25 protein-coding genes and 1 tRNA gene are annotated in these 25,064 nt (G+C 73.1%); 12 read left to right on the plus strand and 14 right to left on the minus strand.

The genetic code is table 11. The features are described 5' to 3' along the window. The first annotated feature begins 20 nt into the window (after nucleotides 1-20). Nucleotides 21-1,139 (plus strand): phosphoserine transaminase, encoded by a 1,119-nt coding sequence (gene serC, locus ACT7CP_RS12735; protein ID WP_445442515.1) that lies wholly within the window; start codon nucleotides 21-23, stop codon nucleotides 1,137-1,139. Between the two features lie 76 nt (nucleotides 1,140-1,215). On the opposite strand, the gene ACT7CP_RS12740 is transcribed toward serC, so the two are convergent. Further along, nucleotides 1,216-1,983 carry a DUF3027 domain-containing protein gene (locus ACT7CP_RS12740; protein WP_445442516.1) on the minus strand — a complete coding sequence of 256 codons (768 nt, stop codon included), beginning with the start codon at nucleotides 1,981-1,983 and terminating at the stop codon, nucleotides 1,216-1,218. Further along, the gene (locus ACT7CP_RS12745; RefSeq protein WP_086517722.1) at nucleotides 1,976-2,359 is read right to left on the minus strand and encodes a cold-shock protein; all 384 of its coding nucleotides are present in this window, start codon (nucleotides 2,357-2,359) and stop codon (nucleotides 1,976-1,978) included. Before ACT7CP_RS12745 ends, ACT7CP_RS12740 begins: the two co-directional genes overlap by 8 nt. 154 nt (nucleotides 2,360-2,513) lie before the next feature. Here ACT7CP_RS12745 and ACT7CP_RS12750 point away from each other — a divergent pair, with 154 nt between their 5' ends. From ACT7CP_RS12750 to ACT7CP_RS12775, 6 genes are all read left to right on the plus strand, one after another. Beyond that, on the plus strand, nucleotides 2,514-2,783 hold the full coding sequence (locus ACT7CP_RS12750) for a hypothetical protein (RefSeq protein ID WP_413964167.1): 270 nt from the start codon (nucleotides 2,514-2,516) through the stop codon (nucleotides 2,781-2,783). Nucleotides 2,784-2,793: 10 nt separating this feature from the next. Further along, nucleotides 2,794-4,692 (plus strand): helicase-associated domain-containing protein, encoded by a 1,899-nt coding sequence (locus ACT7CP_RS12755; protein WP_445442517.1) that lies wholly within the window; start codon nucleotides 2,794-2,796, stop codon nucleotides 4,690-4,692. A gap of 20 nt (nucleotides 4,693-4,712) precedes the next feature. Next, nucleotides 4,713-6,365 (plus strand): DNA repair helicase XPB, encoded by a 1,653-nt coding sequence (locus ACT7CP_RS12760; RefSeq protein WP_445442518.1) that lies wholly within the window; start codon nucleotides 4,713-4,715, stop codon nucleotides 6,363-6,365. A gap of 64 nt (nucleotides 6,366-6,429) precedes the next feature. Further along, on the plus strand, nucleotides 6,430-7,122 hold the full coding sequence (locus ACT7CP_RS12765; RefSeq protein ID WP_012039163.1) for a response regulator transcription factor: 693 nt from the start codon (nucleotides 6,430-6,432) through the stop codon (nucleotides 7,120-7,122). A 118-nt stretch (nucleotides 7,123-7,240) separates the two neighbouring features. Further along, on the plus strand, nucleotides 7,241-9,001 hold the full coding sequence (locus ACT7CP_RS12770) for a sensor histidine kinase (protein ID WP_445442519.1): 1,761 nt from the start codon (nucleotides 7,241-7,243) through the stop codon (nucleotides 8,999-9,001). Between the two features lie 46 nt (nucleotides 9,002-9,047). Beyond that, nucleotides 9,048-9,338 (plus strand): WXG100 family type VII secretion target, encoded by a 291-nt coding sequence (locus tag ACT7CP_RS12775; protein WP_043586029.1) that lies wholly within the window; start codon nucleotides 9,048-9,050, stop codon nucleotides 9,336-9,338. Between the two features lie 101 nt (nucleotides 9,339-9,439). Here ACT7CP_RS12775 and groL read toward each other — a convergent pair whose 3' ends face one another. From groL to ACT7CP_RS12795, 4 genes are all read right to left on the minus strand, one after another. Continuing rightward, complete coding sequence (gene groL / locus ACT7CP_RS12780) at nucleotides 9,440-11,059, minus strand: chaperonin GroEL (protein WP_413964162.1); 1,620 nt, start codon at nucleotides 11,057-11,059, stop codon at nucleotides 9,440-9,442. A 188-nt stretch (nucleotides 11,060-11,247) separates the two neighbouring features. Beyond that, on the minus strand, nucleotides 11,248-11,466 hold the full coding sequence (locus ACT7CP_RS12785; RefSeq protein WP_413964228.1) for a cold-shock protein: 219 nt from the start codon (nucleotides 11,464-11,466) through the stop codon (nucleotides 11,248-11,250). Nucleotides 11,467-11,701: 235 nt separating this feature from the next. After that, nucleotides 11,702-12,274 carry a LytR C-terminal domain-containing protein gene (locus tag ACT7CP_RS12790; RefSeq protein WP_445442520.1) on the minus strand — a complete coding sequence of 191 codons (573 nt, stop codon included), beginning with the start codon at nucleotides 12,272-12,274 and terminating at the stop codon, nucleotides 11,702-11,704. 33 nt (nucleotides 12,275-12,307) lie between these two features. Further along, a complete protein-coding gene (locus ACT7CP_RS12795) occupies nucleotides 12,308-12,637 on the minus strand; it encodes a DUF3263 domain-containing protein (RefSeq protein WP_445442521.1) in 330 nt (109 codons plus the stop codon). Nucleotides 12,638-12,873: 236 nt separating this feature from the next. On the opposite strand from ACT7CP_RS12795, the gene msrB reads away from it, so the two are divergent. Next, a complete protein-coding gene (msrB, locus tag ACT7CP_RS12800; protein WP_116056251.1) occupies nucleotides 12,874-13,275 on the plus strand; it encodes a peptide-methionine (R)-S-oxide reductase MsrB in 402 nt (133 codons plus the stop codon). Nucleotides 13,276-13,280: 5 nt separating this feature from the next. Further along, the gene (locus ACT7CP_RS12805) at nucleotides 13,281-13,883 is read left to right on the plus strand and encodes a nitroreductase family protein (protein ID WP_445443990.1); all 603 of its coding nucleotides are present in this window, start codon (nucleotides 13,281-13,283) and stop codon (nucleotides 13,881-13,883) included. 40 nt (nucleotides 13,884-13,923) lie between these two features. Here ACT7CP_RS12805 and ACT7CP_RS12810 read toward each other — a convergent pair. Further along, nucleotides 13,924-13,996 (minus strand) — tRNA-Thr (locus ACT7CP_RS12810). A 41-nt stretch (nucleotides 13,997-14,037) separates the two neighbouring features. Beyond that, nucleotides 14,038-14,955, minus strand: a complete 918-nt coding sequence (locus tag ACT7CP_RS12815; RefSeq protein ID WP_445442522.1) for a DsbA family protein — start codon at nucleotides 14,953-14,955, stop codon at nucleotides 14,038-14,040. Nucleotides 14,956-15,272: 317 nt separating this feature from the next. Between ACT7CP_RS12815 and ACT7CP_RS12820 the strand changes: the two genes are divergently transcribed. Together ACT7CP_RS12820 and ACT7CP_RS12825 are read left to right on the plus strand one after the other, a co-directional pair. Next, nucleotides 15,273-16,373: an ABC transporter ATP-binding protein gene (locus tag ACT7CP_RS12820; RefSeq protein ID WP_307506499.1), complete on the plus strand. Its 1,101-nt coding sequence runs from the start codon at nucleotides 15,273-15,275 to the stop codon at nucleotides 16,371-16,373. Nucleotides 16,374-16,473: 100 nt separating this feature from the next. Then, complete coding sequence (locus ACT7CP_RS12825) at nucleotides 16,474-17,778, plus strand: DUF4032 domain-containing protein (protein ID WP_043673521.1); 1,305 nt, start codon at nucleotides 16,474-16,476, stop codon at nucleotides 17,776-17,778. Between the two features lie 71 nt (nucleotides 17,779-17,849). Here the strand turns inward: ACT7CP_RS12825 and rlmB are convergent, their stop codons facing one another. The 4 genes from rlmB to ACT7CP_RS12845 form a co-directional block, all read right to left on the minus strand. After that, nucleotides 17,850-18,908 (minus strand): 23S rRNA (guanosine(2251)-2'-O)-methyltransferase RlmB, encoded by a 1,059-nt coding sequence (gene rlmB, locus ACT7CP_RS12830; protein ID WP_413964158.1) that lies wholly within the window; start codon nucleotides 18,906-18,908, stop codon nucleotides 17,850-17,852. Then, a complete protein-coding gene (gene cysS, locus ACT7CP_RS12835; protein WP_445442523.1) occupies nucleotides 18,898-20,349 on the minus strand; it encodes a cysteine--tRNA ligase in 1,452 nt (483 codons plus the stop codon). Before cysS ends, rlmB begins: the two co-directional genes overlap by 11 nt. 83 nt (nucleotides 20,350-20,432) lie before the next feature. Next, nucleotides 20,433-21,665, minus strand: a complete 1,233-nt coding sequence (gene ispD, locus ACT7CP_RS12840) for a 2-C-methyl-D-erythritol 4-phosphate cytidylyltransferase (protein ID WP_445442524.1) — start codon at nucleotides 21,663-21,665, stop codon at nucleotides 20,433-20,435. 43 nt (nucleotides 21,666-21,708) lie between these two features. Continuing rightward, nucleotides 21,709-22,191 carry a CarD family transcriptional regulator gene (locus ACT7CP_RS12845; protein WP_307506486.1) on the minus strand — a complete coding sequence of 161 codons (483 nt, stop codon included), beginning with the start codon at nucleotides 22,189-22,191 and terminating at the stop codon, nucleotides 21,709-21,711. 172 nt (nucleotides 22,192-22,363) lie between these two features. On the opposite strand from ACT7CP_RS12845, the gene ACT7CP_RS12850 reads away from it, so the two are divergent. Continuing rightward, nucleotides 22,364-22,930: a hypothetical protein gene (locus ACT7CP_RS12850; protein ID WP_413964155.1), complete on the plus strand. Its 567-nt coding sequence runs from the start codon at nucleotides 22,364-22,366 to the stop codon at nucleotides 22,928-22,930. Nucleotides 22,931-23,022: 92 nt separating this feature from the next. Here ACT7CP_RS12850 and ACT7CP_RS12855 read toward each other — a convergent pair whose 3' ends face one another. Then, entirely contained in the window at nucleotides 23,023-23,703 is a 681-nt protein-coding gene (locus tag ACT7CP_RS12855) for a winged helix-turn-helix domain-containing protein (protein ID WP_413964154.1), read from the minus strand. Then, nucleotides 23,700-24,863 carry a sensor histidine kinase gene (locus ACT7CP_RS12860; RefSeq protein WP_413964153.1) on the minus strand — a complete coding sequence of 388 codons (1,164 nt, stop codon included), beginning with the start codon at nucleotides 24,861-24,863 and terminating at the stop codon, nucleotides 23,700-23,702. Before ACT7CP_RS12860 ends, ACT7CP_RS12855 begins: the two co-directional genes overlap by 4 nt. Nucleotides 24,864-25,064: the final 201 nt, after the last annotated feature.

The raw sequence follows: 25,064 nt of genomic DNA on the forward strand, positions 1-25,064 counted from the left end.
CGGTCCCCTACCATTGCCGCATGCCGACCACGAAGATCCCCACCGAACTGCTGCCCCTCGACGGACGATTCGGCTGCGGGCCGTCCAAGGTGCGGCAGGCGCAGCTCGACCACCTGGCGCTCGCGGGCGCGCAGATCCTCGGGACGTCCCACCGCCAGGCCCCCGTCAAGGACATGGTCGGCCGCGTGCGGGACGGCCTCTCCCGCCTGTTCCGCCTGCCCGACGGCTACGAGGTCGTGCTGGGCAACGGCGGGTCCACCGCCTTCTGGGACGCCGCGGCGTTCTCCCTCATCGAGCGCCGCAGCCAGAACCTCGTCTTCGGCGAGTTCGGCGGCAAGTTCGCGACCGCCGCGAGCGCGCCGTTCCTCGAGGCGCCGGACGTGATCCGCGCCGAGCCCGGCAGCCGCGCCGCCGCGAACCCCGTCGAGGGCGTCGACGTCTACGCGTGGCCGCACAACGAGACGTCCACCGGCGTCATGGCGCCCGTGACCCGCGTGCACGGCGACGAGGGCGCGCTCACGGTCGTCGACGCCACGAGCGCGGCGGGCGGCATCGACTTCGACGCGGCCGAGGCCGACGTCTACTACTTCGCCCCGCAGAAGAACCTCGCGAGCGACGGCGGCGTGTGGCTCGCCCTCTTCTCCCCCGCCGCCCTCGAGCGCGTCGAGCGCATCGCGGCGTCGGGCCGGTGGATCCCCGAGTTCCTCAGCCTCAAGAACGCCGTCGACAACTCGCGACTGAACCAGACGCTGAACACGCCCGCCCTCGCGACGCTGCTGATGCTCGAGGACCAGCTCGACTGGATCGAGAGGGCGGGCGGCCTGGCCTGGGCCGACGCCCGCACGCGCGAGTCGTCCTCCGTCCTCTACGAGTGGGCGGAGCGGGTCACGTACGCGCAGCCGTTCGTGTCGGATCCCGCGCACCGCTCGCAGGTCGTCGTGACGATGGACTTTGACGCGGGCATCGACGCGGCGGCCGTCGCGAAGACGCTCCGCGCCAACGGCGTGGTCGACACCGAGCCCTACCGGAAGCTCGGGCGCAACCAGCTGCGCGTCGCCACCTTCACGGCCATCGAGCCGGACGACGTGCGCGCGCTCGTGCGCTGCATCGAGTTCGTGGTGGAGCAGGGCGCGGGCTGATCCCGCCCCTCCCGTGCATGACGACGACGGCGGCGGTCCCCTCGGGGGCCGCCGCCGTCGTCATGCGGGGTGCGGGTCAGCGATCGGCGCCGTCGAAGCTCGTGTCGTCGTCGTCGTCGTCGTCGTCATCGTCGTCATCGTCATCGTCCTGCGCCGGGGCGGTCTCGAAGTCGACGCCGTCCAGGACGTCGTCCGCGTCCTCGGCGTCCTCCGACGAGTCGTCGTCCTCGTCGTCGTCCTCGTCGTCCTCGTCGTCCTCGTCATCGGACTCCGCCGCGATGCGCTCGGCCTCCTGGTCGGCCTCGATCCCGGCGAGCCGGTCGGACCAGGGCAGCCACTCGGGCGAGAGCAGCGCACCCTCCCCGGGCATGAGCTCGGCCTCGAGGACGGTCGGGGCGGCGTCCTCGACGCGGGCCAGCGTCACCGTCCAGAACCAGCCGGGGTAGCCCGGCATCGTGTTCTGGAACAGGAGCGACAGCACGCGCTCGCCCTCGACGATCGAGCCAGCGGGCTCGCCGACGGTCTCAGCGGGCGTGATCTCCAGCAGCGCGGCGCGGGCGAGGTCCACGGCCGCGAGCAGCTCGGCGTCGGGGACGGCCGGCTCCGCGAAGGCCTTGGCCTCGGGGGCGTCCGGCGCGACGGTCTCCTCGGGCGAGTCATCGTCAGGCCCCTGCTCGGAGGAGGTCGCCTCCGGGGTCGCGGCGTCCGCGGCGGACTCGCTGTACGTCGTCGCCTCGGCGTCGAGATCCGACGCGGAGCCGGCGCCGGCGCCCGTCGTCGGCTCGGCGTCCGTCGCGGCGCCGTCCTCGGCCGTGCTCACGTCGTCGTCCCGGCGCTCAGGCATCGAGCTCCTCCGCGACCCGGCGCAGCAGCGCCGCGATCTTCCGGCTGTGGGCGTCGTCCGGGTAGCGGCCGCGCTTGAGGTTCGTGCCGATCCCGTCGAGCACCTTCACGAGGTCCTCGACGATGACGGCCATGTCGTCGGCGGGCTTGCGGGACATGCGGACGAGCGAGGGCGGGGCGTCGAGGATCCGCGCCGAGAGGGCCTGCGCGCCGCGCTTGCCGTCGGCGATGCCGAACTCGAGCCGGGTGCCGGCCTTCACGCCGGCGACGCCCGAGGGCAGGGCCGACGCGTGCAGGAAGACCTCCTGGCCGTCGTCCGAGCTGATGAACCCGAACCCCTTGTCCTCGTCGTAGAACTTCACCTTGCCGGTGGGCATGCGATCCTCTTCCCTCGCCCCGGAGGGGCTCGATGTGCTGGTGGGCGGTCCAGTCTATTCGCCCGGTCCCCGGGCGGCACGGGGCGGCGGCGGGGCCCGAGCGGCGCCGCTGCTCCGCGACGCGCCCGGGCGTGCCACCGCGTAGTCTGGGCGGATGGCATCCGAGACCGCACCGAGCGAGGGACGGGCCGAGCGCATCCTCGCGTACATGCTCGCCGGGATCCTGCTGGTCGCCGTCCTCAGCATCCTCGCGATCCTGCTGGCCCCGCTCATCGCGGTCGACGCGGCCGAGTACAGCACGCCTCTCTGGCAGGTCATCCTGCTGCTGCCGGCCGTCGGCATCCCCATCGCCGCGCTCCTCTTCATCGCGATCCTGGTCATCAGCGTCCGTCGCCGTCGTCGCGTGGACGGCCCGTCCCGCTAGCGGGACGACCATGACCGACGCCCTGGTGCTCGCGTCCCGCCTGCGCGCGCTCGACGACGAGTCCCTGGCGGCCCTCGTCCGCGACCGCGGGATCGACGCTGCGCGCATCGCCGACCTCTTCGACCTCGCCGACGCGCTGCTCGCCCCCGACGCCGTGGCGCGGGCCCTCGAGCAGCTCGACCGCACCGCGCTGGCCGTCCTCGCGGTCGCCGCCGCGGAGGGCGCGACCGCACGCCGCGTCCCGCTCGACGACGTCCGGGACGCCGTCGCGCGGCGCTCGGGCGAGGAGCCGCGCGACGAGCGGGAGCTGGCGGACGCCGCCGCACGTGCGGCCTCCACCCTCCTCGCCGACCTCGACGACGGCGGCGTCACGACGCACCCCGAGGTCGCGGCCGCGCTCGCGGCGTGGCCCGCCGACGGCCTGCCCGGCACCGACGAGCTCGCGCGCCTCGACCCTCCCGCGCCCCTCGCCGCCGTCCCGCGCACCGACCCCGACGAGGTCGACCGTCGCGCCGGCGAGAGCGCCTTCGCCTCCGTCGTCGCCGTGGCCGCGCTCGTCGACGAGCTCCTCACCGAGCCCGCCCGCGAGCTCAGCCGCGGCGGCATGTCGCTCCCCGACGCGCGACGGCTGGCGGCCGCGCTCGGCGCCGACGTCGACGACGTGCCGGTCGTCCTCTCCATCGCCGCCCGCGCCGGCCTCGTCGCACGCACGGGCCGCACGTGGTCCGCGGCCGCCGCCTCCACCGCCTGGTCGGGGCGCCCGACCGCCGCCAGGTGGGAGGCCCTCGCCGCGTCCTGGCTCGAGGCGCTGGCGCCCGCGACCCGCGGGATCCTGGCCGAGCGCGCCGACGCGTCGTGGGGCGCCGGCCTCCTCGACAGCGTGCTCTGGCGCTTCCCCGGCGGATCCGCGTGGATCGGCGCGCGCATCACCGCCTTCACGCGCGACGCCGGCCTCCTCGGCATCACCACGGGGGACGTGCCGAGCTCGGCCGGCCGCGCGCTCCTCACAGCCGGCCCCGCCGCGGCCGCCGCCGCGCTCGCGCCGCACCTCCCGGCCGAGGTGGACCGGGTCTACCTGCAGCACGACCTCACGATCGTCTCGCCCGGCCCGCTGGATCCCGCGGTCGAGTCGCGCCTGCTGTCCGTCGCGGACGCGGAGGGCCGGGGCCTCGCCGCGAGCTACCGCGTGTCCGCGGGCTCCGTCACGCGCGCCCTGGCCTCGGGCGAGTCGGTCGACGCCGTCCGCTCCTTCCTCGCGGGGATCTCGCTGACGGGCATCCCCCAGCCGCTCGACTACCTGCTCGACGAGACGGCGGCGCGCTTCGGCCGGCTGCGCGTCCGCCCGGCGGCACCCTCGGACGCCGCACCTGGCACCGCACCGGAGGCCCGGACCGCGGTCGTCTCGGACGACGCGACGCTGCTCGCCACCCTCCTGGTCGACCGCGACCTGGCGTCGCTCCGGCTCACGCGGGCCGCCGACGGCGTCCTCGTCTCGGCCGCACCGCCCGAGGCCGTCGAGCGCGCGCTCTCGGCCGCGAAGCTCGGCCCCGTCCGCGAGGACGCCGACGGCCGCCGCATCGCCCCCGCTCCCCGCACGTCCCCGACACCCGGTCCGGCGCGGGACCCCGAGCCCGACGCCGCGGACGCGCTCGTCGCCCGGGTCCGCGCCGCCGACGGCCCCGACGACGGAGCCGCGTGGACCGCGCGCCAGCTGGAGGTCGCGATCCGCGCCAAGGCCGCCCTCCGCGTCCGCGTCCGCATGCCCGACGGGCGCGAGGTGGATCACGTGCTCGAGCCCGCCAGCGTGGCCGGCGGCCGCCTGCGCGCCCGCGACCGCGTGGCCGACGTGGAGCGCACCCTCCCCCTGTCGAGCATCGTGTCCCTCTCCCCCGGGCCGACGTCCGGGTGAGCGCGCCTAGGCTGGCGGGCATGTCCGACGGCCCCCTCATCGTCCAGAGCGACCGCACCGTCCTCCTCGAGGTCGCCCACGCGGACGCCGAGGACGCGCGCCACGACCTCGCCGTGTTCGCCGAGCTGGAGCGGGCGCCGGAGCACATCCACACGTACCGGATCACCCGGCTCGGGCTCTGGAACGCGCGCGCCGCCGGCCACACCGCCGAGGACATGCTCGCCACGCTCGAGCGCTACTCGCGCTTCCCGGTCCCGCAGTCCGTGACGGTCGACATCACGGACACCGTGGGCCGCTACGGGCGCCTCGTGATCGGCCGCGACGCCGACGGCGAGCTGCAGATCTCCAGCACGGAGTCCGCGGTCCTCTCCGAGATCGCGAGCGCCCGCCGCATCGCGCCGCTCCTCACCGAGCGCGTCGACGCCTCCACCTACCGCGTGCAGGCGTGGGCGCGCGGCCAGCTCAAGCAGGAGCTCGTGAAGATCGGCTGGCCCGCCGAGGACCTCGCCGGCTACACGCCGGGCACCCCGCACGACATGGCGCTCGTGCAGGACGGGTGGTCGCTCCGCGGCTACCAGGAGGACGCGGTCGACCACTTCCTCGACGGCGGATCCGGCGTGGTGGTCCTCCCCTGCGGCGCCGGCAAGACGCTCGTGGGCGCGGCCGCGATGGCCAAGGCCAAGACGACGACGCTGATCCTCGTGACCAACACCGTGTCGGCCCGCCAGTGGCGCGCGGAGCTGCTGAAGCGCACGACCCTCACCGAGGACGAGATCGGCGAGTACTCGGGCCAGTCCCGGGAGGTGCGGCCCGTCACCATCGCGACCTACCAGATCCTGACCGCCAAGCGGAAGGGAGAGTACGCCCACCTGGCCCTCCTCGACGCGCTCGACTGGGGCCTCGTCGTCTACGACGAGGTGCACCTCCTGCCCGCACCGGTGTTCAAGCTCACCGCCGACCTGCAGGCGCGTCGTCGCCTCGGGCTCACCGCGACGCTCGTGCGGGAGGACGGTCGCGAGGGCGACGTGTTCAGCCTCATCGGCCCGAAGCGGTTCGACGCGCCGTGGAAGGAGATCGAGGCCCAGGGCTTCATCTCCCCCGCGGAGTGCTTCGAGGTCCGCATCGACCTCCCCGACGACGAGCGCCTGACCTACGCGGCGGCCGCCGACGACGAGCGCTACCGGCTCGCGGCCACGGCGCCCGCGAAGATCGAGGTGACGCGCGCGCTGGTGGAGCGGCACCGCGGCGAGAGCATCCTCGTGATCGGCCAGTACCTCGAGCAGATCGACGAGCTGTCCGAGGCGCTCGGCGCCCCGAAGCTCACCGGCGCGACGCCCGTCCCCGAGCGCGAGCGGCTCTACCAGGCGTTCCGCGACGGCACGGAGCGCGTCCTCGTGGTCAGCAAGGTCGCCAACTTCTCGGTCGACCTGCCGGACGCGACCGTCGCGATCCAGGTGTCCGGCTCGTTCGGGTCGCGCCAGGAGGAGGCCCAACGGCTCGGTCGGCTCCTCCGCCCCGAGGCGTCCGGCCTGTCGGCCAGCTTCTACACGCTCGTGTCGCGCGACACCGTCGACCAGGACTTCGCGCAGAACCGCCAGCGCTTCCTCGCCGAGCAGGGCTACAGCTACACGATCCTCGACGCCGCCGGCATCACCGGCGCCGCCGCTCGATAGGCGCACGGCTGCGCGTCACTGCGCATCCAGGCGGCTCCCAGCGAGTGCGCAGATACTTCATCCCATGAGCGATGGCCCGAAGATCCTTATCGTCGATGACGAGCCCAACATCCGCGACCTGCTGACCACGAGCCTCCGGTTCGCCGGGTTCGCCGTCCGCGCCGTCGGCAACGGCGCCCAGGCCATCTCGGCCGTCCTCGAGGAGGAGCCCGACCTCATCATCCTCGACGTGATGCTGCCCGACATGAACGGCTTCGGCGTCACGAAGCGGCTGCGCGCCGCCGGCTACACCGCGCCGATCCTCTTCCTCACGGCGAAGGACGACACCGAGGACAAGATCACCGGCCTCACGGTCGGCGGCGACGACTACGTCACCAAGCCGTTCAGCCTCGACGAGATCGTGGCCCGCATCAAGGCGATCCTCCGCCGCACCATGCACGCCGACGAGGACGCGATCATCCGCGCGGGCGAGCTCACGATGGACCAGGACACGCACGAGGTGCTCGTCGGCGAGGAGCCCATCGAGCTGAGCCCCACCGAGTTCAAGCTCCTGCGCTACCTCATGCTGAACCCGAACCGCGTGCTCTCGAAGGCGCAGATCCTCGATCACGTCTGGGAGTACGACTTCAACGGCGACGCCGGCATCGTGGAGTCGTACATCTCCTATCTGCGCCGCAAGCTCGACCAGCACTCGTCGGAGCCGGTCATCCAGACCAAGCGCGGCTTCGGCTACATGCTGAAGGCCGCGAAGTCCTGACCCGCCGGGCTCGCGCCCGCACCACCTGGCCGGCCGGACGCCCCTGGGCGCCCGGCCGGTCGCACATCCGGCGTCGCCTATCCTCGTGGGACACGGTCACCAAGACGAGGAACACGGGGTGCGGCCAGTGCACGACTACGTCTCGGAGAAGTGGAACAACGTCTCCCTGCGCACGAAGATCACGGGCGTCACCGTGCTCCTCCTGCTCCTCGGCCTCCTCGTCTCCGGCGCGGGCACCATGTACCTGCTGCGGCAGCAGATGGTCACCCAGCTCGACGGCCAGCTCTCGATCGCCATCAACCAGCTCCCCAAGGTCCTCGACACCGACCCCTCCCAGCCCGACACCTTCACGGAAGCCGACGTCGAGGGCGCCAACCCGTCGTGGTTCGTCGTCCTCCTCGACGCCCAGGGCGACGTCATCGCCGACAACTGGACGGGCGACGCGTCCCGGCACCCCCGCGTGTTCGGGCTCGACCTGGCTCGCGCCTCGCAGGTCAACGACCAGATCGTGGTCTTCTCCGACAACTCCGGCAAGAACAGCTGGCACGGCATCGTCCGCGTCTCCCAGAACACGGGCCCCGACTCCACCGAGTACTCGACCCTCGTCGTGGCCAAGCCGCTCGAGGAGGTCGACGACCTCGTGGCCACCTACATCGTGATCTTCGCGAGCTTCGGCCTCGCCGTCGTCGTGCTCGGCGCCGCGGTCACCCGCATGCTCGTGACCAGCACCTTCGGCCCGCTGCGGGAGGTGGAGCGCACGGCCGCGGCCATCGCCGGCGGCGACTTCAGCCAGCGGCTCGGCGGCGCCACCCCCAACACCGAGGTCGGCCGCCTCAACCGCTCCCTCAACATGATGCTCAGCCGCATCGACCGCGCCTTCGCCGACCGCGCCAAGACCATCGACCAGATGCGGCGCTTCGTCGGCGACGCGAGCCACGAGCTGCGCACCCCGCTCGTCTCCGTGCGCGGCTACGCCGAGCTCTACCGGATGGGCGCGCTGCAGACCCCCGAGGACGTCTCGCAGGCCATGGAGCGCATCGAGAAGGAGGCGATCCGCATGGGCGGCCTCGTCGAGGACCTCCTCGAGCTCGCGCGCCTCGACGAGACGAAGCCGCTGCAGCTCGCCCCGGTCGACCTCTACCCCATCGCGCGCGACGCCGCCCTCGACGCCATGGCGTCCTCGCAGACGCGCACCGTCACCGCCCTGCCGCCCGTGCTCGTGAACCCGGTCGGCCCGATCCTCGACGCCGACGGGCTGGAGCCGACGCAGGACATGTCCCCCGAGGCGCTGCGGGCCGCGGGCGCGGTCACCGGGAACGACGCCACGGGCCCGATCGCCTTCGCGGGCGCCACCCTGTCGCGCTTCCGCGCCCGGCGGTTCCGCCGCCCCGGCGAGACGGCGACGGACGCCCTCGCGCCGGTGCGCCCGGGCGACGACGGCTCGCCCGTCTCCGCTGAGGGGGTCGCGATGGTGTCGGCCGAGGAGAACAAGATCCGCCAGGTCGTCACCAACCTCATCGGGAACGCCGTGCGCTTCACGCCCGCGGGCAGCCCCATCGAGCTCGCGACGGTCGTGGATGAGGCGGCGCGCGAGGCGCGCATCGAGGTGCGCGACCACGGCGACGGGGTCCCCCCGCAGATCCGGGAGAAGATCTTCCAGCGCTTCTGGCGCGCGGACACGTCGCGCACGCGCGAGACCGGCGGCAGCGGTCTGGGCCTCGCCATCGTGTCGGCCATCGTCGCCGCGCACCGCGGCCGCGTGGACGTCGTCGAGACCGAGGGCGGCGGTGCGACCTTCCGCGTGATCCTGCCGCTCCTCCCCAGCCCCGAGGCGCCGGCACGGTCCACGCCCGCGCCTCCCGCCGCATCCGGCTCCTGAGGCAGGCCTAGCCTCCGCCCGTCCCACGACGAGATGGAGGAGACGCATGACGAGGTACCAGGTGGACAGCGAGGCCGTCCTGTCGGCCACGGCTGCCGTGCAGGGCAGCATCGGCCGCATCCAGGCGGAGGTGGCGGGCCTGCACGGCCAGCTCGCCGATCTGCAGGGATCGTGGTCGGGCAGCGCCGCGACCGCGTTCCAGGGCGTGGTCGCCGAGTGGAAGGGCACGCAGCAGCGCGTCGAGGAGGCCCTGGCGAGCATCAACCAGGCGCTGAGCGCCGCGGCCCGGCAGTACGCGGAGGTGGAGGAGGGCAACGCGCGCATGTTCGCGCACTGACCCGCGGCACGACGAAGCGGGCGGCCCCGGTGAGGGACCGCCCGCTTCGTCGTGCAGATCGTGCTGGTGGGCGGGAGCGCTGCCGCTCCCGCCCGGTCGGACTAGAAGTCCATGCCACCCGTGGGGTCGCCGGCCGGGGCCGGGTTCTTCTCGGGCTTGTCGGCGACGACCGCCTCGGTCGTGAGGAACAGACCGGCGATGGACGCGGCGTTCAGCAGAGCCGAGCGCGTGACCTTCACCGGGTCGTTGATCCCCGCGGCGAGCATGTCGACGTACTCGCCCGTGGCGGCGTTGAGGCCGTGACCCGAGGGGAGGTTGCGGACGCGCTCGGCCACGACGCCGGGCTCGAGGCCCGCGTTGAGGGCGATCTGCTTGAGCGGAGCGTCGACCGCGACGCGGACGATGTTCGCGCCGGTGGCCTCGTCGCCCTCGAGCTGGAGCTTCTCGAAGGCGAGCTTGCCGGCCTGGATGAGGGCGACGCCGCCACCGGCGACGATGCCCTCCTCGACGGCGGCCTTCGCGTTGCGGACGGCGTCCTCGATGCGGTGCTTGCGCTCCTTGAGCTCGACCTCGGTCGCCGCGCCGGCCTTGATGACCGCCACGCCGCCCGCGAGCTTCGCGAGGCGCTCCTGGAGCTTCTCGCGGTCGTAGTCGCTGTCGGTGTTGGAGATCTCGTTGCGGATCTGCTGCACGCGGGCCGCGATCTCGGTGGCGTCGCCGCCGCCGTCGACGATCGTGGTCTCGTCCTTGGTGATGACGACCTTGCGGGCCGTGCCGAGCAGGTCGAGGGTGACGTTCTCGAGCTTGAGGCCGACCTCCTCGGCGATGACCTGGCCACCCGAGAGGATGGCGATGTCCTGCAGCTGCGCCTTGCGGCGGTCGCCGAAGCCGGGGGCCTTGACGGCGACCGACTTGAAGATGCCGCGGATCTTGTTCACGACGAGCGTGGCCAGGGCCTCGCCGTCGACGTCCTCCGCGATGATGAGGAGCTGCTTGCCCGACTGGATGACCTTGTCGACGATCGGCAGCAGGTCCTTGATGTTCGAGATCTTCGAGTTGACGATCAGGATGTACGCGTCCTCGAACACGGCCTCCTGGCGCTCGGGGTCGGTGACGAAGTACTGCGACAGGTAGCCCTTGTCGAAGCGCATGCCCTCGGTGAGCTCGAGCTCGGTGCCGAAGGTGTTCGACTCCTCGACGGTGACGACGCCCTCCTTGCCGACCTTGTCGATGGCCTCGGCGATGATCGCGCCGATGGTGGCGTCGCCGGCGGAGATGGACGCGGTGGCGGCGATCTCCTCCTTGGTCTCGATCTCCTTCGCGGCGAGCTTCAGCTCCTCCGTGACGGCGGCGACGGCCTTCTCGATGCCGCGCTTGAGGCTGATGGGGTCGGCGCCCGCGGCGACGTTGCGGAGGCCCTCGCGGACCAGGGCCTGCGCGAGGACGGTCGCGGTGGTCGTGCCGTCACCGGCGACGTCGTCGGTCTTCTTGGCGACCTCCTTGACGAGCTCCGCGCCGATCTTCTCGAACGGGTCGTCGAGCTCGATCTCCTTGGCGATGGAGACGCCGTCGTTCGTGATGGTGGGGGCGCCCCACTTCTTCTCCAGGACGACGTTGCGGCCACGCGGGCCGAGGGTCACGCGGACCGCGTCGGCCAGGATGTTCAGGCCGCGCTCGAGGCCGCGGCGGGCTTCTTCGTCAAAAGCGATGATCTTAGCCATGTGTATCTCTCGTCCCTCCCGGACGTCAGGAAAAAGGCAGTCGTCTAGCACTCCCCGTGAGGGAGTGCCAGGGACGATTCTGGCACTCGCCCTACGGGAGTGCAAGCGAGCCGCTCACAGGCCGGGCGGCCCGGGGAACGCGACGACGCCGTCGCCCTCGTGGGCGACGGCGTCGTGGCGGTGCCCCTCTAGGCGGGGGTGACGTTCTCGGCCTGCAGGCCCTTGGAGCCCTGCCCGATCTGGAAGGCGACGCGCTGCCCCTCCTCCAGGACCTTGTAGCCGGACATCTCGATCGCCGAGTAGTGGACGAAGACGTCCTGCTGGGCCGGTCCGCCCTCGACGGCGTCGACGGTGATGAACCCGAACCCCTTCTCCCCGTTGAACCACTTCACGGTGCCGTTGGCCATGTGCTTCTCCATGTGCGACTGCGCGGTGTCGAGGGCGCGGTGCCGCCACCCCCGGGTCGTCCGCGGAGCCCTGCATCGACCCCGCGCCACGCCCTCGGGACTCACCGCATGCAGCGCCTGGTGCGCGACGGGCGTGCGACCAGGCAGCACCATAGCCAGGGCCCGTGATCCGCGGTCCGGTTCCTCCACGGAGGCGCGTCGCGTGGTCTGCGGTGCGCCGCGGGTGCGCCGCCGGTCAGCCGCGGGACGCGTAGTCCGAGCCGAGCACGGCCGTCAGCCGCGGCGCCGACGCGGACGGGGTGCCCTCCGCGGGCCGGAACTGGTCCGACTGCTGCACGTCGCCCACCCCCAGCGCCTGGACCAGTCCTCGCGCGGCGCCCTCGTCCGCGGCGTCGTAGTAGTAGACGGTCGTCGCGGTGATGTCGGACGTGCTGGCGTTGGCGCGCGACCCGACCTTCCAGCCCCCGGACTCGAGCGTCGCGGCGGCCCGCGCGGAGAGGCCCGAGGTCCGCGTGCCGTTGAGGACGGTCACGACCATGCCGGGGACCGCGGTGGGCGCCGCGGTCGGCACCTCCGTGGGGGCCGCCGCCTCGGATGCGCTGTCGCTCGGGATGATGTCGGTGAAGGAGACGCGGTCGTCGATGACGAAGAGGCCGACGACGCCCAGCCCGACGAGGACGCCCGTCGCGAGCGCAGCCCAGGCGAAGGCGCGGAACCGGTGGTGACGCGGACGGGGTGCGCGGTGTGCGCCCACGCGGCTCAGGTCACCGGGGACGTCGTCGAAGCGATCGGGAGCGTGGGAGGGCATGGCGGTCTCGTGTCTCCTCGGTGGGGCGCGGGGTCAGCGCGCGGACGGACGGTGCGGGAGACCGGCGGGCAGGGCGCGGGCCGCACGGGCGGCGGCGCGCGTCTCGCGGAGGCGCAGGAGGCGCCCCACGAGGAGGGGGTTGTAGGCGAGCGCCTGACGCGTCTCGAGGAGGGCGCCCAGCAGCTGGTAGTAGCGCGTGGCGGAGATGCCGAAGGTCTGGCGGATCGCCTCCTCCTTCGCACCGGCGTGACGCGTCCAGTCCCGCTCGAAGTCGAGCACCGCGCGTGCCCGGTCGTCGAGCTCGACGGCGGGACGCTGCTCGGCCACCGGGGCGGTCGCGGGGCGGGTCTCGCGCTGGTCCACGGCGTGCTCCTTCCCCGACATCCCCCACATACTAGGTGCGCCTCCCTGGGCGCCCCGCTCACGCGCTCGGGGTGTCCCCGGCCGCTCCGGACGGGCTCCGCGACGGGGCCGCCGACACCGCACGCCCGGCCGGGAGTTCCCCGGATGGAGGAATCCCCGGGCCGTCGCGGCGGTTCCCCCTGGAGGCGCGCTGGGACGCCGCCCCTAGGATCGACCAGCGAGAAAGGACCCGCACCATGGCCTACGAGATCGAGAAGACCGACGACCAGTGGCGTCAGGAGCTCTCCCCCGAGGAGTACGCGGTGCTGCGCCAGCAGGCCACCGAGCGCCCCTGGACCGGCGAGCTGCTGGACGAGGAGCGCACCGGCGTCTACGGCTGCAAGGCCTGCGGCGCCGAGCTCTTCACGAGCGACACCAAGTTCGACTCCCACTGCGGATGGCCGAGCTTCTACGCGCCCAAGGAGAGCGACGCGGTCAAGCTGTACACGGACACGAGCCTCGGCATGAAGCGCGTCGAGGTCGTCTGCGCCCGCTGCGGATCCCACCTCGGGCACGTCTTCGACGACGCGCCGCAGACCCCCACCGGCGACCGGTTCTGCATGAACTCGGTCTCCATGTCGTTCCGCACCGCGGAGTGACCGACGTGCCGCGGCATCGGGCGGGCGGCGACGCCGACCCGTCCGCGCCCGGCACACCCGGATGGGCCGGCCCGGTGCTCACGGCGCTGCGCGACCGACGGTCGCGCTCGTCCGTCGGCGAGGCCGCGCCGACGCACGAGGCCCTCGTCCCGCTCGTGGAGGCCGCCTCGCGGCTGGCCGACCACGGCGGGCTGCGGCCGTGGCGGATCATCGAGATCCGCGGCGCGGCCCGCGACCGCCTCGGCGCCGCGATGGACGAGGCCGCGGGCGACCCCGGATCCGGCAAGCACCGCAAGAAGACCCACCGGGCGAGCCTGCTCGTCGCCGTCGTCGCCTGCGTGGCGCCGAGCCGCAAGGTGCCGGGGTGGGAGCAGGAGGCCGTCGCCGCCGGTGTCGCGCACGCGCTCACGCTGCTGCTCGAGGAGCAGGGGTGGGGCGTCTTCTGGCGCACCGGATCGCTCACGCGCAGCGACGCCGTGCGGCGCATGCACGACCTGCGCGAGGGCGAGGAGCTCCTCGGCTGGCTGTACGTCGGGGCCGCGGAGCCGGACGACAAGGGCCCCCGCTCGACCGTCGAGGGCGAGCGCATGATCACGGTCCTCGACTGATCCCGCGCCGCGCGCCCCACGGGGGCGGCTCCCGTCTCGGAGCCGGCCACGGGACTCGAACCCGTAACCGCCGCATTACAAGTGCGGTGCGCTACCAATTGCGCCAGGCCGGCCGACGTCCCTCGCGGGCCGTCGATCCATCATAGGAGCCGCGCTACGGGGCGGTGGTCGGCGTCTCGGTGGGCGTCGGCGCCTCGGTCGGCGCGGGCGTCGCGTCCTGGCCCGCGGCCTGGAGGACGAACGCGGCGAACGCCTTGGCGTCGTCGGGCTGGCCCGTGTACTGGCGGTCGCCCACGACGATCACGGGCGCGCCCACGACCTTCTCCACGTTCGAGTCGGGGATGTCGCCGTCGAGCACCCGGTCGGTCGCGCCGTTCACCCACGACTGGAAGCGCTGGTCGGACACGCACTTCGCCACGTCGGGCGAACCGGCTCCCGCCTTCTCGGCCAGCTCGACGATGCGGTCGTCGCTGAGGCCCGTGCTCTGCTCGGCCGGCTGCTCCGCGAACAGCGCCGAGTTGAAGGCCCAGAAGTCGTCGGGCGAGGAGTCGGCGACGCAGGCGGCGGCGTTGGCCGCGCGCAGCGAGTAGGCCTGCGACTTGCTGGTGAGGATGGCGACCGGGTGGATCTCGACGGTGGCGGCGCCGGACTGCAGCCAGCCCTCCATCTGCGCGCCGTTCGTGTCCTGGAACTCCTTGCACGCGGTGCAGAGGTAGTCGACGTAGACGCGGATGTGGGCGACGCCGGCGGCCTGCGACGCCGTGGGCACCGGGTCCTGCTCGGGGTCGAGGGCCTCGGTGGGGACGGCGGCGAGGTCCTTGCCGATGAGGATGCCGTCGCTCGCCATGTTCTCGGGGCCGGGACCCGCGGGTCGTGCGCCCTGGACCACGATGAGGCCGACGACCACGACCACGGCGACGAGGGCCGCCGCGATGCCGCCGCGGATGAGGCCGCGCGCCGCGACGTCGCGACGCCGCTGCTTCATCCGGTTGAGCCGCGCCTTCTCGCGCGCCGCCTCGCGGCGTCGTCGATGACCGCCGTGCGGTTCGTGCGCGGGCGGCGTGCTGCTCATGGGGTCCTCGCTCCGGGGATGGGGGAGTCGGGCGCGGGCGGGCTCCCGGACGACCTCAGGACTCTAGGCGGCCAGTCTGGGAAAGCGCCAACGCGGCGGGCGCGGGTACGGCGCCGCAGGTGACGATACAGGCCGGGGGCCCTGATCCCCCAGGCGGGGAATGGCCGCCGATCCGCACCACGGCGGGGTAGTCGGCCGGATGGCCCCGTGCAATACTCATCGGGTGGTCATCGTCGCCCACAGCGATGAGCCATGAGCATCACATCCATCACCACGGATCGTCGGGCACGTACCTGCCCGTGAAGGAGAACACCGAAATGGCATCTGTAACTTTCGACAAGGCCACGCGCCTGTACCCGGGCTCCACGCGCCCGGCGGTCGACGGCATCGACCTCGAGGTCGCCGACGGCGAGTTCCTCGTCCTCGTCGGCCCGTCCGGCTGCGGCAAGTCGACCACCCTCCGCATGCTCGCGGGCCTCGAGGAGGTCAACGACGGCAACATCTTCATCGGCGACCGCAACGTCACGGACGTGCCGCCGAAGGACCGCGACATCGCCATGGTCTTCCAGAACTACGCGCTGTACCCCCACATGACGGTCGCCGAGAACATGGGCTTCGCGCTCAAGATCGCCGGCGTCGGCAAGGACGAGCGGGCCACCCGCGTCCTCGAGGCCGCCAAGCTCCTCGACCTCGAGCCCTACCTCAGCCGCAAGCCGAAGGCCCTCTCCGGCGGCCAGCGCCAGCGCGTCGCCATGGGCCGCGCGATCGTGCGCCAGCCGCAGGTGTTCCTCATGGACGAGCCGCTGTCGAACCTCGACGCCAAGCTCCGCGTCCAGACCCGCACGCAGATCGCGTCGCTCCAGCGCCGCCTCGGGGTCACCACGGTCTACGTCACGCACGACCAGACCGAGGCCCTCACCATGGGCGACCGCATCGCGGTCCTCAAGGACGGCGTCCTGCAGCAGGTCGGCACGCCCCGCGACCTCTACGAGAAGCCGCAGAACGTGTTCGTCGCCGGCTTCATCGGCTCCCCCGCGATGAACCTCTTCACCGCGAACGTCGTCGACGGCGGCGTGCAGTTCGGCTCCGCCGTGGTGCCGGTCGAGCGCGACGTGCTCACGCACGCCACGGGCGGCGCGGTCACCATCGGCGTGCGCCCCGAGGACGTCGTCGTGTCGACCACGCAGGGCCAGGGCCTCTCGGTCACGGTCGACCTCGTCGAGGAGCTCGGCGCGGACGGCTACCTCTACGGCCACACCGACATCGAGGGCAAGCGCACCGACCTCGTCGCGCGCGTCGACGGCCGCCTGCACCCCAACGCCGGCGACACCGTCTTCATCACGCCGCAGCCGGGTCACCTCCACGCCTTCGACGCCGAGAGCGGCCTCCGCCTCAACGCGCCGGTCGCCGCGGGCTGATCCAGCTCGACACCGCACGTCCGCTGCCGCGGTCCCGCGCTCTCCCTCGGAGAGCCGGGGCCGCGGCAGCTCCGTTTCCCCGGTCGGGTAGGGTCGCAGCATGGCCGGATCCCTGAACATCACCTCGGCGACGGTCGATCCCGCGCTCCTCGACCTGCCCTGGCAGCTGCCGCTCGACGAGTGGCCCTCCTCCGCGATCGCGACGCTGCCGAAGGGCATCTCGCGGCACCTCGTGCGCTTCGCGAACCTGTCCGGCTACGTCATCGCCATCAAGGAGACGACGGACGAGATGGCACGCGGCGAGTACGACATGCTGCGGACGCTGCAGCGCCTCGAGATCCCGTGCGTCGAGCCCGTCGCCGTGATCATGAACCGCACGGACGAGGACGGCGACCCGCTGAAGTCCGTGCTCGTCACCCGGCACCTCAAGTTCTCCCTCCCCTACCGGGCGCTCTTCTCGCAGCAGCTGCGGCCCGACACCGCCACGCGGCTCGTCGACGCCCTGGCCGTGCTCCTGGTGCGGCTGCACATGATCGGCTTCTTCTGGGGCGACGTGTCGCTCTCGAACACCCTCTTCCGCCGGGACGCCGGTGCCTTCGCCGCGTACCTCGTTGACGCGGAGACCGGCAAGCTCTTCAACGGCGGCCTCTCCAACGGGCAGCGCGAGAACGACCTCGAGATCGCCCGCGTCAACATCGCCGGCGAGCTCATGGACCTCGAGGCCGGCGGCCGCATCGAGGAGGGGCTCGACCCGCTCGAGACCAGCACGCGCATCGTCGCCCAGTACCGCACGCTCTGGAAGGAGCTCACCGGCCGCGAGGAGTTCCCCACGTCGGAGCGCTGGCGCATCAACGAGCGCGTCGACCGCCTCAACGACCTCGGGTTCGACATCGAGGAGCTCGCGATCCGCACGACCGCGGAGGGCTCGCAGGTGCGGATCCAGCCCAAGGTCGTCGACGCCGGCCACCACCAGCGCCGCCTGCTGCGCCTCACGGGCGTGGACGCGCAGGAGAACCAGGCCCGCCGCCTCCTCAACGACCTGGACTCGTACACGGCGACCTTCGACAAGCAGGACCTCGACGAGGAGATGGTCGCGCACGAGTGGCTCGCCCGCGTCTTCGAGCCCGTCGTGCGCGCGATCCCGCGCGACCTCCGCGGCAAGCTCGAGCCGGCCGAGGTCTTCCACCAGCTGCTCGAGCACCGCTGGTACATGTCGCAGAAGCTGAGCCGGGACATCCCGCTCGCCGAGGCGGTCACCGCGTACGTGCAGGACATCCTCCGCCACCGCCGCGACGAGGCGACCGTCATCGACCCGCCGACCGAGTCGATCGGCGTGATCGAGGACGAGTCGGACGTGCCGATCACCGAGGCCGAGGCCGCGGAGGACTGGCGCACCAAGGTCTGATCCTCAGGGCGCGTGCCCCGAGACGACGACGAGCCGGGACCCGAGGGTCCCGGCTCGTCGTCGTGGTGGGGCTACTTCCGGCGGGCCGCCGCGCGCAGCTTGCCGATCTCGTAGAGCGTGACGCTCGCCGCGATGCCCGCGTTGAGCGACTCGGTGGAGGCGCCGATCGGGATGGAGACGATGGTGTCGCACGTCTCCGTGACGAGGCGCGACAGGCCCTTGCCCTCGGATCCGACGACGACCACGATCGGCCGGTCGGCGAGCGTGAACTCGTGCAGCGACATGTCGCCGCCGCCGTCGAGGCCGACCACGAAGACGCCGCGCTGCTTGAGCGCCTTCAGCGTCTGCGTGAGGTTCGACGCCATGGCGACGGGCGTGCGCGCCGCGGCGCCCGCCGACGTCTTCCACGCGCTGGCGGTGAGGCCGACCGAACGGCGCTGCGGCACGATCACGCCGTGCCCGCCGAACGCGGCGACCGAGCGGATGATGGCGCCGAGGTTCCGCGGGTCGGTGATGCCGTCGAGCGCGACCATGAGCGGCACCTGGCCGCGGGAGATGGTCTTGTCGAGCAGCTCGATCGCGTCCGCGTACTCGTACGGCGGCACCTTGAGCGCGAGGCCCTGGTGCACGGCGTCGTGGCCGGCGATGCGGTCGAGCTCGGGGCGCATGACCTCGAGGACGGGGATCCCGCGCCCGGTGGCGAGCGACAGCACCTCCTTGACGCGGTCGTCGTACTCGATGCGCGACGCGATGTAGAGCGCCGTCGCGGGGATCTTCGCGCGGAGCGCCTCGACCACCGAGTTGCGGCCGGTGACGACCTCGGACTCGTCCTGCTGCTTGGCGCGGCGGGCGCGCGGGGCGTCGGCCGCCGCGGGGCGGTCGGTGGCGCGGGCGCGCGGCGGGGCGGAGCGCTCGGGGCGGTCCTCGCGGCCGCGGCTGGCGCCCGCGGACGCCGCGTCGTACCGGTCCTTCGCGGCCTTGCGCTTGCCCGCGGGGTGGTACGGGCGGTCCTCCGCCTTCGGCGTGGGCTTCTTGCCCTCGAGGGCCTGCCTGCCCTGCCCTCCGGAACCCTTGAGCGGGCCCTTCTTGGTCTTGCGTACCGCGCCTGAACGGCTGGGCTTATTCGCCATCGATGCTCCAATGCGACCCGCCGGGCGAGTCCTCTATCGTGATGCCGGCCTCGGCCAGCTCCTGTCTGATGCGGTCGGCGAGGGCGAAGTCCCTGGCCTCCCGCGCGGTCTGTCGCTCGGCGATCCGGTGCTCGACCAGCGCCTGCAGCGCACGGCGCGCGGGCTGGTCGGACGCGGTGCGCCACTCGTCGGCGAGCGGGTCGATGCCGAGCACGGCCACCATCGCGGAGACGTCGGCGCGCTGGGCGGCGGCCTCCTGGAGGTCGCCGGCGTCGAGGGCGGCGTTGCCCGCGCGGACGGCGTCGTGGAGCACGGCGAGCGCCTGTGGGACGCTCAGGTCGTCGTCCATCGCCTCGGCGAAGGCCGCGGGCACGGGGGCCGGAGCGCCGCCGTCGGGGGCGGGGGCCTGGAAGCGCGTGCCGGCGAGGCGGCGGGCGCTGCGGTCGAGGAACGTCTCGATGCGGTCGAACGCGGCCTCGGCCTCCGCCAGCGCGCCGTCGTGGAACTCGAGGGTGGAGCGGTAGTGCGCGGATCCGAGGAAGTAGCGGACGACGACCGGGCGCGCGGAGGCGAGCAGGTCGGCCGCGAACAGGGAGTTGCCGAGCGACTTGCTCATCTTCTGGCCGGCCACGGCGACGAGCCCGTTGTGCAGCCAGTAGCGGGCGAACGGATCCCCCGCCGCGCGCGACTGCGCGAGCTCGTTCTCGTGGTGCGGGAAGCGCAGGTCGAGGCCGCCGCCGTGGATGTCGAATTCGGCGCCGAGGTAGCGCGTGGACATGGCGGAGCACTCGATGTGCCAGCCGGGACGGCCGGCGCCCCAGGGCGACGGCCACGACGCGCTCGCGGGCTCCCCGGGCTTCGCGCCCTTCCAGAGGGCGAAGTCGCGGACGTCGCGCTTGGCCCGCGGATCCGCGTCGGCGGCGGCCTCCATGTCGGCCGCGCGCTGGCGCGTGAGCTCGCCGTACTCGGGCCAGGACGCGGTGTCGAAGTAGACGTCCCCGGATCCGTCGTCGGCCGGGTACGCGTGCCCGCGGTCGACGAGGCGCCGGATGATCTCCTGCATCTCGCCGACGCTCGCGGTGGCGCGGGGCTCGTAGCTGGGCGGGAGGATCCCGAGGGCGGCGTAGGCGCGGGAGAACTCGAGCTCGACGCGGTACGCGAGCGCCCACCACTCCTCGGTGCCGCCGGCCTCCTGCCCGCGCCGGGCGTTGTCGATGACCTTGTCGTCGATGTCGGTGACGTTGCGGACGAGCGTGACGTCGAGCCCGCGGTAGGCGAGCCAGCGGCGGAGCTGGTCGTACGCGAGGGCGCTCCGGAGGTGGCCGATGTGCGGCGCCGACTGGACCGTCGGACCGCAGACGTAGATGCCGACCCTGCCGTCGACGAGGGGCACGAAGTCCCGCAGGGACTGCGTCCGGGAGTCATGGAGGCGCAGGGTCACAGAGAGATCCTAGTCAGCGCGCCTCCGCGCCCCCACCGGATGACGGGCCGTGCGGCCGGGTCCGATGCCCCGGACGGCCGCGGTCAGAGGCGCTCGACGAGGGCGGTCGCGACCGCCGCGACGCCGTCGCCGCGGCCCGTGAAGCCGAGCCCGTCGGTCGTGGTGCCCGCGAGCGAGACGGGCGCGCCGACCGCGGCCGAGAGGATCCGCTCGGCCTCGGCCCGCCGCGGCGACAGCTTGGGGCGCACCGCCATGACCTGGACCGCGACGTTGACGATGCCGTAGCCGGCCCCGCGCACGAGCTCCGCGGTGCGGCGCAGGAACACCTCGCCGTGCGCGCCGTCGAGCTCGGGGTCGTCGGTGCCGAAGATCCCGCCGATGTCGCCGAGCCCGGCGGCGGACAGGAGCGCGTCGCACATGGCGTGGCTCACCGCGTCGCCGTCGCTGTGGCCGGCGAGCCCCGCCTCGCCCGGCCAGTGCAGGCCGGCGAGCCAGAGCGGCTGGCTCGCGTCGACCGCGTGGACGTCCGTCCCGATGCCCGAGCGGAGGCGGGAGGCCGCGGATCCGCTCCCCTCGGCCCGCGCGACGAGCTCCTCCGCGCGCCGCAGGTCCCACGCGGTGGTGACCTTGAACGCGAGCGCGTCGCCGGGGATCACGCGGACCGCGCCGCCCGCGGCCTGGAAGAGCGCCGCGTCGTCGGTGTGCTCGGCGGTCGCCGCGGCGTAGGCCGCGTCGAGCGGGCCGCGCGGGAACCCCTGCGGGGTCTGGACGCCGACGAGGTCGCTGCGGTCGACCGTGCCGAGGCACTCCCCCGCGGCGTCGACGCGCTTGACGGTGTCGGTGACGGGGAGGCCGGGGACGACGCCGGCGGCCTCGGCGCGGACGGCCCGCGCGACGGAGGCGAAGAGGGAGGTGGGGGTCAGCGCCCGGGCGGCGTCGTGCACGAGGACGACGTCGACGGATCCGGCGAGCGCCGCGAGGCCGGCCCGCACGGATCCCTGGCGGGTCGCCCCGCCGACGACCACGGCGACGGATCCGCGGGCCGCGCCGGCGACCGCGTCCACGACGGCGGTGGTCTCCGCCACGTGCGCGGCGGGCGCGACGACGACGACGTGCGCCTCCTCGGCGAGGCCGAGGACCGCGCGGAGGGAGCGGGCCAGCAGCGTGGCCCCGCCGACCTCGACGAGCGCCTTCGGGATCCCCGCGCCCAGCCGCGTGCCGCTGCCCGCCGCGACCACGACGACGCCGAGCCGGGGGCCGGCCGGTGCCCCGTCGTCGGTCGCGCGGGCGGACGGGGCGACGGGGTCGTGGCTCATGCGGTCAGGCTACCGGCGGGTCGCGACGGCCGATGCCCGCGGGTCAGGAGGCGAGGACCTCGTCGAGCAGCGTCGACGCGTGCTCCTCGTCGGTCTTCTCCGCGAGGGCCAGCTCGCCCACGAGGATGCCGCGCGCCTTCTGCAGCATGCTCTTCTCGCCGGCGGACAGGCCGCGGTCCTCGTTGCGGCGCCACAGGTCGCGGACGACCTCGGCGACCTTCAGCACGTCGCCCGAGGCGAGCTTCTCGAGGTTCGCCTTGTAGCGCCTCGACCAGTTGGTGGGCTCCTCGGTGAACTCGGCGCGCAGCACCCCGAACACCCGCTCGACGCCCTCGCGCCCGATGACGTCGCGCACGCCGACCATGTCGACGTTCTCCGCCGGGACCTCGATCCGCAGGCCACCCTGGTTGACGTCGAGCTTGAGGTACAGCTTCTCCTCGCCGCGGATGACGCGCTTCTTCACCTCGATGATGGTCGCCGCCCCGTGATGCGGGTACACGACGGTCTCGCCGACCTCGAAGATCATGGACTCCCCGTTCCTCAGACTGCCGTCCAGGCTACCAGCCGGGTCGCGGGCACCCGCGGGCGGTCGGCAGGCGGTCGCGCGGCACGCGATCCCGTAGGCTGGGCGGGTCAGCTGATCCACGCGCGGACGCCCGGACGCCCGGCGCCGGACCGCGCAACAACCGGAGGGTCCCGTGAGAGCGCGTACCGCATCGTCCATCGTCCTCGCGGCCCTGATCGCGGTCGGCACGTCGTCGTGCACGTTCATCACGCCCCAGGCCACGCGGATCTCCTACTTCCCGAGCGACGGCTTCGACGCCACGGTCGGCGACGTGGAGGTGCGCAACGCGATCCTCCTCACCGAGGACGGATCCGAGGCGGGCGCCAGCCTCGTCGTCACGCTCGTCAACGGCTCGTCCGACAGCCAGCGCGTCTCCTTCCAGCACGAGCTCACCGAGGGCGGCGCCGAGCGCGAGACCCGCACGGTGACGGCGGCGCCCGGCCTCACGAAGTACGGCGCCGAGGACTCGCAGCGCATCGTCTTCGACTCCGTCGACCCGACCCCGGGGTCGCTCACCAAGATCTACATCCAGTACGGCGACACCGAGGGCGTCGAGATGGACGTCCCCGTCCTCAACGGCGACCAGGAGACGTACACGGACCTCGTCCCCGGCGAGACGGGCTCCACGCCCGACACGACCGTGACCACCACGCCGGGTACCAGCGACGAGGACCAGGGTCTCGACGACGACCAGAACTGACCGCGCCGCCGATCCCGGCCCCGCATGACGAAGGCCCCGGCCCCTGAGGGACGGGGCCTTCGTCGTCGCTGGCGCACCGGCGGGCGACGCGCCTACGCCTCGAAGCGGTAGCCGAGCCCGCGCACGGTGACGAGCAGCACGGGGTCGGACGGCTCGCGCTCGATCTTGGAGCGGATCCGCTTGATGTGCACGTCGAGCGTCTTGGTGTCGCCGAAGTAGTCGGAGCCCCAGACCCGGTCGATGAGCTGTCCGCGCGTGAGCACGCGGCCGGCGTTCCGCAGCAGCAGCTCGAGCAGCTCGAACTCCTTCAGCGGCATGGCGATCTCGCGCCCGTCGACCTCGACCGTGTGGCGCTCGACGTCCATGCGCACGGCGCCGACCTCGAGCACGTTGAGGGGCTCCTCGTCGACCTCGACGCGGCGGCGGAGCACCGCGCGGATCCGCGCGAGCAGCTCCCGGGTCGAGTACGGCTTCGTGACGTAGTCGTCGGCGCCGAGCTCGAGCCCCACGACGATGTCCACCTCGGAGTCCTTGGCGGTCAGCATGATGATCGGCACGGCCGAGCGCGTGCGGATCTCCCGGCACACCTCGGTGCCGGGCAGGCCCGGGAGCATGAGGTCGAGCAGGATGAGGTCCGCGCCGTCCCGGTCGAACGCGGCCACGGCCGACGGGCCGTCCTCGACGACGTCGACCTCGTAGCCCTCGCGCTGGAGCAGGAAGGCGAGCGGCTCGCTGAGCGACGCCTCGTCCTCGACGAGCATGATGCGTGTCACGTGGGTTCTCCGATGTCCGTACCGGCGAGCGCCGGGGTCTGCGATGCCTCGGGGAGGCGGATGGTGAAGGTGGAGCCGCGGCCGGGGCGGGACCAGACGCGCACGTCGCCGCCATGATTCTGCACGACGTGCTTGACGATGCTGAGCCCGAGCCCGGTGCCGCCGGTGTCGCGCGCGCGGGCCTGGTCGACACGGAAGAAGCGCTCGAAGATCCGGCCCTGCTCGTCCTCGGGGATGCCGATGCCCTGGTCCGTGACCACGATCTCGACGGCCCCGTCGTCGACCATGACGCCGATGCCGACGCGCGACCCGTCCGGCGAGTAGTTCACCGCGTTGCTCAGCAGGTTGTGCACCGCGACCACGAGGAGCGCCTCGTCCCCGTAGACGGTGGAGCGCGAGCGCTTGCCGCGGGCCAGCTCGATCCCGCGCAGCTCCGCGCCGAGCCGCACCTGGTCGAGCGCCACGCTGATCACGTGGTCGACGTCGACGGGCTCCGCCTTCTCCAGCGCGTTCGACGCCTCCAGCCGCGACAGCTCGATGATCTCCTGCGTGATGCGCGCGAGCCGGGCCGACTCCGTGGTCAGCCGGGCCGCGAAGCGCCGCACCTGCACGGGGTCGTCGGCGCACGAGTCGAGCGCCTCCGCGAGCAGCCCCACCGCGCCGATGGGCGTCTTCAGCTCGTGGCTGATGTTCGCCACGAAGTCGCGCCGCACCTGGTCGAGCCGGTGCGACTCGGTGCGGTCCTGCGCGAGCAGCAGCACGTACCGCGTGCCGAGGCGGGCGACCCGCACGTGCATCTGGAACTCGGCCGCGCCGAACGGGCCGCGCGCGAGCGACACCTCCTCCGCCACCGCCTCGCCGGATCGACGCACGCGGTCGACCATCGTGACGAGCTCGGGGTGGACGAGGGCCTGGTGGAAGACGAGGCCGGAGGAGATGGCGCCGGGCGACGCCTTCATCACGTTGTTGGAGGGGTCGAGCACGATCCCGGCGGACTCGAGGGCCTCGAGGACCTGGTCGACGCCGTCCGGGACGACGGGGTTGGTGATCTCGACGGCACGGTCGCCGCGGTCCGCCGCGTGGTGCAGCAGCCACACGAATCCCGCGCCGACCGCCAATCCGATGAGGAGGCAGACGAGCACCAACGCACCGGTGTCCATGCGCCCACACTAGGAGACGGCGTCGGGCCCATCCGGCCGTCCGAGCGCTCGGAGGAGGGGCCGGAGCCGCGAATTCAGCTCGACGGCACCGTGCGTTAACCTCGCATGACCAGAGTCGGGTGATGTGGATCCGGCACCCGGGGTCCGCCGTGCCCGAGAACCACCCCGTCCCTCCTGCAGCGGGGCGGCCTGAAAGGACGT

It is taken from the genome of Clavibacter rahimiani (assembly GCF_052654495.1).

Excerpts from the sequence above, each read along its gene's own strand:
- ACT7CP_RS12785 (WP_413964228.1), bottom strand. The coding sequence starts at position 11,466 with ATGGCCAACGGCACCGTGAAGTGGTTCAACGGGGAGAAGGGGTTCGGG.
- ACT7CP_RS12740 (WP_445442516.1), bottom strand. The coding sequence starts at position 1,983 with ATGCCTGAGCGCCGGGACGACGACGTGAGCACGGCCGAGGACGGCGCC.
- ACT7CP_RS12860 (WP_413964153.1), bottom strand. The coding sequence starts at position 24,863 with ATGGACACCGGTGCGTTGGTGCTCGTCTGCCTCCTCATCGGATTGGCG.
- groL (WP_413964162.1), bottom strand. The coding sequence starts at position 11,059 with ATGGCTAAGATCATCGCTTTTGACGAAGAAGCCCGCCGCGGCCTCGAG.
- ACT7CP_RS12775 (WP_043586029.1), top strand. The coding sequence starts at position 9,048 with ATGACGAGGTACCAGGTGGACAGCGAGGCCGTCCTGTCGGCCACGGCT.
- ACT7CP_RS12815 (WP_445442522.1), bottom strand. The coding sequence starts at position 14,955 with ATGAGCAGCACGCCGCCCGCGCACGAACCGCACGGCGGTCATCGACGA.
- ACT7CP_RS12765 (WP_012039163.1), top strand. The coding sequence starts at position 6,430 with ATGAGCGATGGCCCGAAGATCCTTATCGTCGATGACGAGCCCAACATC.
- ACT7CP_RS12750 (WP_413964167.1), top strand. The coding sequence starts at position 2,514 with ATGGCATCCGAGACCGCACCGAGCGAGGGACGGGCCGAGCGCATCCTC.
- ACT7CP_RS12755 (WP_445442517.1), top strand. The coding sequence starts at position 2,794 with ATGACCGACGCCCTGGTGCTCGCGTCCCGCCTGCGCGCGCTCGACGAC.
- ispD (WP_445442524.1), bottom strand. The coding sequence starts at position 21,665 with ATGAGCCACGACCCCGTCGCCCCGTCCGCCCGCGCGACCGACGACGGG.
- ACT7CP_RS12790 (WP_445442520.1), bottom strand. The coding sequence starts at position 12,274 with ATGCCCTCCCACGCTCCCGATCGCTTCGACGACGTCCCCGGTGACCTG.
- ACT7CP_RS12820 (WP_307506499.1), top strand. The coding sequence starts at position 15,273 with ATGGCATCTGTAACTTTCGACAAGGCCACGCGCCTGTACCCGGGCTCC.
- ACT7CP_RS12825 (WP_043673521.1), top strand. The coding sequence starts at position 16,474 with ATGGCCGGATCCCTGAACATCACCTCGGCGACGGTCGATCCCGCGCTC.
- ACT7CP_RS12760 (WP_445442518.1), top strand. The coding sequence starts at position 4,713 with ATGTCCGACGGCCCCCTCATCGTCCAGAGCGACCGCACCGTCCTCCTC.
- ACT7CP_RS12845 (WP_307506486.1), bottom strand. The coding sequence starts at position 22,191 with ATGATCTTCGAGGTCGGCGAGACCGTCGTGTACCCGCATCACGGGGCG.
- rlmB (WP_413964158.1), bottom strand. The coding sequence starts at position 18,908 with ATGGCGAATAAGCCCAGCCGTTCAGGCGCGGTACGCAAGACCAAGAAG.
- serC (WP_445442515.1), top strand. The coding sequence starts at position 21 with ATGCCGACCACGAAGATCCCCACCGAACTGCTGCCCCTCGACGGACGA.
- ACT7CP_RS12745 (WP_086517722.1), bottom strand. The coding sequence starts at position 2,359 with ATGCCCACCGGCAAGGTGAAGTTCTACGACGAGGACAAGGGGTTCGGG.
- msrB (WP_116056251.1), top strand. The coding sequence starts at position 12,874 with ATGGCCTACGAGATCGAGAAGACCGACGACCAGTGGCGTCAGGAGCTC.